The following is an 8,077-nucleotide window of genomic DNA, read 5'->3' on the forward strand; positions in this document are numbered from 1 at the left end:
AAGAGCATCCACACTTGGTGGTTTAGTTTTAGGCTATGGTTTTTTGATTCAAGATTTAGTAAGCTATGCCATTGGTATTTTAATTGGATTTTGTTTAGATTATCATCTATATTACTAAAAATAGCAGGGATAAAGCCCCTGCTATTTTTCATTCCCCAAGACCACTTTCTTCATATTTCTCTGCAAAACCACTCAATAATTTATTCAGTGGTTTTTTCAAGAAGATAGCCACTAAAATGGCCGCACTAATAAAAATCAATAAAATCACGATATCTTTCGTTAATACGGTTTGGACAACCCCTCCAATGGCTTCCCGTGCCATTGAAATCGAATACGTAAATGGTAAAAATGGATTAATCATTTGGAAGAACTTCGGCGTTAATTGAATTGGGAAGGTTCCCCCAGAACCCGCCACTTGTAGAACTAATAAAATAATGGATGCAACTTTCCCAACATTACCTAAGACTGAAACGAGTGAGTAAACAATAAAGGTGAAAGTCACGGCTGTAAAGAGTAAATTTACAATAAATAAACCAGAATTCATACAATAAATTTTTAAGATATATAAGTCTCCTAATGCTATAATCAACGCTTGAACAAGAGAAATGCTAACAAACAATAAGAATTTACCGAAATATTCCTCAATTGGATGATAATCTCCTTTTGCCTTGACAGATAACATTGAAACGAGTAACGTCATTCCTACCCAAATGGCTAAAACACTATAAAACGGCGTCATAGCTGTTCCGTAATTATGCATTGGAAACACTGTTTCCTCTACAAGTTCCACTGGGTTTGATAGGAAATCTTCACGTTCTTGTACGGCCGATTGAAGCAGTTCTAATACATCTTTTAGCTCTTGACTGTTATTAATATCCGTTACCTTACCTGCTAACTCAGCAATAATATTTTCTGCTTGAGGTAATTTTTCATTCACATATTGAATCGCTTCAATTCCTGTATCTGCTCCTTCATAAGCAACATTTAATAATTCACTAACTTGAGGTAATTTAGCTTCTGCATCTTTTAAAACGGTTAAAACATTTTGAGAGGTTTTATAAGCTTCATCTAAAATTGAATTCAAAGGAGCTGCAACTTTATCATCAAAATGATTAACTAAATCACTTGAAATGGTTTGAACATCTTGTAAAACCGTTTGAACTTTACTTAAAAGCGTTAAATCAGGTTCTCCACTATTCACAACCTCATCAAATAATGTCTGTAAAAAATTAGAGATATTTACAAGCTCTGTTTTTATTCCATTTAATTGTTCAATAATTCCTGTCAATGGCTTTCCAAATGAAATTTTATTAAAAGATTCTAGTAATTTAACTAAAGATTCGACTAGGTTTTCTCCACTATTCACTTTTGTAATTAAATTTTGAATCATCGTTGGTGCTTCTGCAGAACCTGATTCAATTGCTTGTTTAAGTCCATCGACATACTTCATCATTTCTGCTGTGATATCAGTCACGAGTTGAACATCAGCTTTCACTGTTGGAAATAAATCATTAATACTTCCTTGTGAGGTTGAAATAAACGTTTCAATACTACTTGTTAACGTCTGTGCAGAGGTTAACGTTTCTTGAATTTTTGGTAAGTCGCTTTGAATTTGAGATATTAAATCTTTCAATTTCAATCCCCCATCATTGGCTTTTGCGACAGTTTCATTAATCAAACCAAATTTTGTTGTTAATTCATTTAAACTGTTTGCTACAGAAGCTAATTTGGGAAGTAGCGTATCTTGAATTTCAAGACCAAGACTTTTCCCTGTTTCTAATAAGACACTACTTACTGTTTTGATGACCGTTTCATTTACACTTTCTTGAACACCTGTTGCCCCTTTACTTGTTAACTTAGGTGCAATTGCATTAATTTTTTCATTTACTCGGTAGATAATCTGACCTTTATGAACATCATTTGTAACTAAAGAGGTAAGATCATTTGAAAAACTACCTGGAATGGTTAACGTTGCATAGTATGTTCCCTCATCCAGTGCCTTTTCAGCTTCTTCTTCACTTACAAATTGCCATCCCATGAGATCATTTTTTTTCAATTCTTCAATAACTTGGTCTCCGATATTAACTGCTTCTCCATTTAGTATCGTTCCCTCATCATTATTTACCACTCCAATTTTAATTTGGCTTGTGGCTTCTTGAGAATATGGATCCCAAGAGGCTTTAATATTAAACCAAGCATAAAGTGATGGTAAAATACACAGTGCTAAAATGACAACGAAAGCAGCATAATTTGTGAAGATACGCTTTAAATCCTCAATATAAATTTTAAAAATATTTTTTAACATAACTTTTCTCTTCTTTCTACTCGTCTTTCTTTTCCTTCAAACAGTGTTCACAGACACCGTAAAATAATGTCTCTTTTAAATTTAAAGTAAAATGTTTCTTCCTAGCTAAAGAAACAACGGCAACATCTAATGCTTCACACTCCGTATCAAAAATAGTACCACACACACCACATTTTAAATGATATATATTTTGTTTAGAGCAAACTTGCTTAACATAGCGATAACAGGCCATCTTACTTTTTCCCTCGACATACTTTCGTATAACACCTTTTTCTATTAATACATTCAAATATCGATAAATCGTTGATTTTCCAATTTTATCGCCCTTCTTACTAAAGTGGTTCATGATATCCTCTGCCGTTATATGTCGATCAGAATTATTAGCGAGATACCCTAATATTTGACTTCTTTGCCTTGTTTTATATCCTTTTGTAAAATTCATTATACACCTCTCCAAAATAGAAATTGGGACTCAGTTTCAAATTCTACTATTCCAGATGTCGAATGTCAACGAAATTTGTAAATCCAGTTCCAAAAATACTAGAGTTTTGGCTTATTTTTAGGATGCCTTTCCTTGTTCTTTTAATACTTTTTCATTCTGATTTTTTTTAAAATCATTTCTATTTGGTTGACAATTTATCATTTGGGCATTATAGGATGTTTTAAGATAAAAAATGACAATGAAGAGAAATAGTAAAGGTTTCATTTTAATCATAGAGAGTTTCCGTAGGGTGAGTGTAAATATTAAAACAATATGGAACACCTCTCTGAGCTAAACACCGAAAAAATCAGTTCGATTTTAGGTAGACTATTTTGAATCCCTTGCCCCCGTTATCGTGCTATAGCAAATTTTATTTGTCGTACTTGATGAGGTTGGCCTCGTGAGATACTAAAAACTCCCGTCCTCTAGTAAATGAGCTAGAGACGGGAGTTTTTTTATTGTTCTTTTATATGTTATGCGCGCCAAAAGAGCCTAAATGAAACCGTGCGCTTCCGCAACTAATAGGAAGAACAATGAATTTAAAATCTAAACTATATACGATTTCTTATCCTATGTGTCATCATACTCACAGTTTGCCAAAATCAAACTTCAGAGGACGTGGTTGTGATTGGTTATGATAATAACTTTGTTCCCATTGAATTTATAAATCAAAAAATAACTAGATTTGATATCCACTTGATTCACCCACTAAAACAACAGGGATTATGCCAATTCATTGTTTCTCATGATATGACTTTGGCAACTAGATTTTCGGATTCAATTCTCACATTAGAAGATAGTAATTTCAAAATAAAAAGCTTTGAGGTAGATTAAGCATTAGGAAATGATTTATAATAAAAAAGATAATAAAGAGGTGAAAAAAATGAAAAATATTGTCTACCCAGACTATAACAATAGTATTATGAATACCATTTCTACGATTTTAACTCATTATGGTATTGAATCTAACTACTCAACGATTGAAGACTTATCTAACTCCTTAAACAAACCTCATCAAAACGTTGTCTTAATGGTTTTTGATGGAATGGGAATTGATATGTTAAATCAAAATTTAAAAGCAGATGATTTTATAAACCAAAACATCATAAAAGAATTAACCTCTGTGTTTCCTTCTACGACAACAGCTGCAATGACGGCTTACTACAGTGGAAAATCACCAAATGAACACGGATGGCTTGGCTGGTCTTTATACTTTAAAGAATACGGACGTTTTATTGATACCTTCATTAATACGGATAGCTATAGTGGTGAAAAAATTGACGCTCCACATGCTGGTCACACTTGTATGCCGTATGAACATATTCTTGATAAAATTGAACAAACGACGAACCAACGCATTAAAACTTACATGATAGAACCCGCTTATATTGCGTATCAAGGTAAAAACACAAAAATAGGCGTTGAATCAGCAAAAGAAGTCTTTACAGAGTTAAAAAAACTTTGCGATGCACCTCATGATAAATTTATCTTTGTTTACTGGCCAGATCCAGATAAAACAATGCACTCAACAGGATGCTACTCAAACGAAACAAAAGAAAAAATAAAAGAAATTAATGATTTATTTAAACAAATCGTAGAAACAACATCTAATACCTTATTTATTGCATCAGCTGATCATGGATTAATTGATGTTGAACCGACCATTTATTTAAATGAATACGAAGAATTAGATGAGTGCTTTATCATGCCACCTTCAATTGAAAAACGTGCCGTTTCATTTTTCATTAAGCCTGAAATGAAGCAAGCATTTGAAGAGCGTTTTAACCGATTATTTGGAGAAGAATTCATCCTATTAAGCAAACAAGAAGTCCTGAATCAACAACTATTTGGACAAGGACTATCACACCGAAAAACAACTGATTTCCTCGGAGATTACCTTGCATGTGCAACCGGTAAAAAAGTACTTGGCTATTTAGCTATGACTACCAAACGATTCGACTTTGGAGCTACTCATGCCGGATTAACAAAAGAAGAAATGATGGTTCCTTTAATCATCATTGAATCATAAAAAAAGAGCCAATGGCTCTTTTTTTTATGTCTTTATTTAACCTATATTGTTGAATTTTTAGAAGTAACGACAGTGCCTTTATAAAAGGAGTAATCGGTATAAAATGAAGATATCATCACCTATAATACTTATTCGAATGAATGATTTAAATTTCTGATTTTAATGGAAAACGTATTAAACTAACAGGAATCCGTCAAGCATTCATGACAGAAACTGAAAATTCACAGATATGCTTCACTTCTAAATAGCAAATCCAACACCAAAGTCTTCTTTTTCATAATAAGCTCAATTTGACTTCAAATTTCCATCCCGTATTTATCTTATAATAAATCTGAGGCTTCTCCTGACTATCAAGGAAGAATCTTGCATCTTGATGCGATTGTGATTTTTCAAAGCGTTATTGTAGTTATGATTAGAAACATGAAATCAGATATCATGGCTACTCTATTTCTGAGTAAAATCAATCCGATTATATTTTATCCGTTTGACAGTTCATCCTCACTAATTATTGGGATGATCAATGTTGCTTTCTAAAACAATAAAAAGTAAAAGAATCCTTTCAATTTTTATTTTGTGATAGGCTCAAAACCATTCAAAAATAAGCCAAGATAATATACTATACTGTAACTGAATTACAAAATGAAAGGATGTTCTAAATCATGAATACAAATACTAGATGCTCAGGATGTAATCCTACGCCAATGACACCTGCTATGCCACCAATGGGGCCATACGAAACATGTTGCCAGGTGGTAGAACCAACTACAGTTTGCCCTTATCAACAACATCACTATCATCGTGTTGATCATATCAAACCAGTTGTGATTCGAAATATTCATCATCATCATACGCAACATAACTATGTAACTGCACCGAGTCAAACAACCGAAGCTTATTATTATGATGAATACCTTGCTACACCTCAACCTGTTGCAACTCCTATCATGCAACAACCATTCTTACAACAAAACCAAACGCAAGTCGTCCAACAAACCATTGCACCTACTCAAGTGGTACAACAATCATTTGTTCCCTATCCAACCCAAACAACCGGAACAATGTCTGCAGGGCAAGGAACAGTTACGTCTCAAAATTTTCCTTTAATGTAATATAAAATATAAAATGGGATTATAGTGTCAAACTCTATACTGGTTAATAGAATGTAGTGGTTCCTTTTAACCTTATAGAGTTTTTCGTTCAAAAAAAGCATGGCCTATTCGCCATGCTTTTTTAATTAGTCACCAATAATATCTAAGATATGGTTTTTAAGTGTATTTGAGTTTCCACCAAAAATAGCTTGAACTCCACCCTTAACTTCCATAACTCCAGCGGCTCCTAATGCTTTTAATTGTTCTTTGTCTACTTTAGCTGTATCTTTTACTTCAACACGTAAACGTGTAATACAAGCATCTAAGTTTTCGATATTTCCTTCTCCACCTAAAGCAGCTAATACTAATGGAGCTTTTTGCTTCCAAATATCTTCTCCTGCTGCAGCTGAAGATGACTGAGCTTCTACTTGACCTGTTTTTTCTTGGAAATCTTTTTTAGAGTATAATTTTACTTCTTCATTATCATCTTCACGACCAGGTGTTTTTAAATCAAACTTTTTGATTAAGAAGCTGAATACTAAATAGTATAATACGAAGTAAATCGCACCGATGATTAATACCCAATACCAATTTGTTGATACTCCCGCACCTGCAGGTAATAATCCAAATAATGTAAAGTCAATTAATCCTCCAGAGAACGTCATCCCGATGAATACATTTAACATTCCCATTAACATGAATGATAACCCAGCAAAAACAGCATGTACAACGAATAATACTGGAGCAACGAATAAGAATGTGAATTCAAGAGGTTCAGTAATACCAGTTAATAAAGATGTTAAAGCTGCGGCTCCTAATAAACCACCAACCACTTTACTTTTTTCTGGTTTTGCACATTTATACATAGCTAAAGCTGCACCCGGTAAACCAAACATCATGAATGGGAATTTCCCTGCCATGAAACGAGTTGTTCCATTTACAATCTCGTGCATTCCTTCTTTTCCTAATCCAACTAAGTCACCCATTGAACCTAATTGAACGAAGTAAGCAGTATTAGCACCTTGAACTGTCGTATGAACACCGTCAATTAATAAATTAGCTTCAACGAATGAACCATACCAGAATGGTGTATAGAATACATGGTGTAATCCAAATGGTACACACGCACGTTCAATTAATCCAAATAAGAATGTTCCGAAGTTTCCTGAGCTATTAACTAATTCAGCTAACGCTGCGATTCCACCTTGAACCACTGGCCAAGCAAATGCTAAGATAACCCCAACAATAGCCATAACTAATGATGTAATGATTGGAACGAAACGAGATCCAGCAAAGAATGAGAATACAGGATTAAATTCAATATTAAAGAATTTATTATGTAATGCTGATGTTACCATCCCTGTAATAATCCCACCGAAAACAGACATATTTAACGTGAAGATTCCAACATTAGTTGTCACATAAGTTCCATATTCACCAACATTATCTGGAGTTAAAACACCTAATTGTGTCATTCCTAAACTCAATAATGTTGAGATTACTTGGTTCATAACTAAGAATCCAAAAACTGCCGCTAATGCTGCTGTTGCTTTATCTTTTTTAGCAAGACCTGCTGCGACACCAACCGCAAATAAAATTGGTAAGTTACCAAAGACAATATCTCCAATATTTTTCATAATCGTTAACAATGCTGTAATGAAAGCAGAGTTATTAATTACATTTGCAATTGATTGATAAATTGCAGGTGCATCTTTCATTCCTGCAATTCCTAAGAATGCTCCACCAATTCCAAGTAAAATTCCTGCAATCGGTAAGGCTGCAATTGGAAGCATTAATGCTTTACCTGTACGCTGTAAGTACTTGAACATACCTAATTCCTCCTTGTATTTATTTTAGAGATGATTATTTGACTTATTATCCCTAAATAAAATTTTTCACAATCTTCACATTCAGAGTATATCGTATTTCTCACTAAAATTATACCCTTTTTCTTCAATCGGTAACCGGTTACAGGTGTTTTTTTCACATATTTTAGATTTTTTTTTAACATGTTTGTCGTTTTACAGCCTAAAAAACATGTTTGATTTAACTTTACTAGTATTCCTTCTTTTTTGAATTTTATTCCTCTTTTCTCTTTAAAACAGAAAATTATTTTTTAAAATCAAAAAAAAGTCTAAAGAACTAGTCTTTAGGCTTTCGATTTTGATTCAATT

General features: G+C 33.3%; 5 protein-coding genes. 2 read left to right on the forward strand and 3 right to left on the reverse strand.

All coding sequences use genetic code 11. The annotated features are described in order from the left end of the window. Positions 1-148: 148 nt before the first annotated feature. The gene (locus QWC74_RS00765) at positions 149-2,305 is read right to left on the reverse strand and encodes a YhgE/Pip domain-containing protein (protein WP_006785646.1); all 2,157 of its coding nucleotides are present in this window, start codon (positions 2,303-2,305) and stop codon (positions 149-151) included. Positions 2,306-2,321: 16 nt separating this feature from the next. Further along, positions 2,322-2,747 carry a Fur family transcriptional regulator gene (locus QWC74_RS00770; protein ID WP_006785647.1) on the reverse strand — a complete coding sequence of 142 codons (426 nt, stop codon included), beginning with the start codon at positions 2,745-2,747 and terminating at the stop codon, positions 2,322-2,324. 922 nt (positions 2,748-3,669) lie between these two features. On the opposite strand from QWC74_RS00770, the gene QWC74_RS00775 reads away from it, so the two are divergent. Both QWC74_RS00775 and QWC74_RS00780 read left to right on the forward strand, forming a co-directional pair. Then, positions 3,670-4,815, forward strand: a complete 1,146-nt coding sequence (locus QWC74_RS00775) for an alkaline phosphatase family protein (protein WP_229040095.1) — start codon at positions 3,670-3,672, stop codon at positions 4,813-4,815. A 659-nt stretch (positions 4,816-5,474) separates the two neighbouring features. Then, positions 5,475-5,924, forward strand: coding sequence for a hypothetical protein (locus tag QWC74_RS00780; RefSeq protein WP_006785651.1), 450 nt, complete (start codon positions 5,475-5,477; stop codon positions 5,922-5,924). Between the two features lie 125 nt (positions 5,925-6,049). Here the strand turns inward: QWC74_RS00780 and QWC74_RS00785 are convergent, their stop codons facing one another. Next, the gene (locus QWC74_RS00785) at positions 6,050-7,732 is read right to left on the reverse strand and encodes a PTS transporter subunit EIIC (protein WP_055164065.1); all 1,683 of its coding nucleotides are present in this window, start codon (positions 7,730-7,732) and stop codon (positions 6,050-6,052) included. Positions 7,733-8,077: the final 345 nt, after the last annotated feature.

It is taken from the genome of uncultured Turicibacter sp., assembly GCF_938044715.1.
Classification (GTDB): domain Bacteria; phylum Bacillota_I; class Bacilli_A; order MOL361; family Turicibacteraceae; genus Turicibacter; species Turicibacter sanguinis.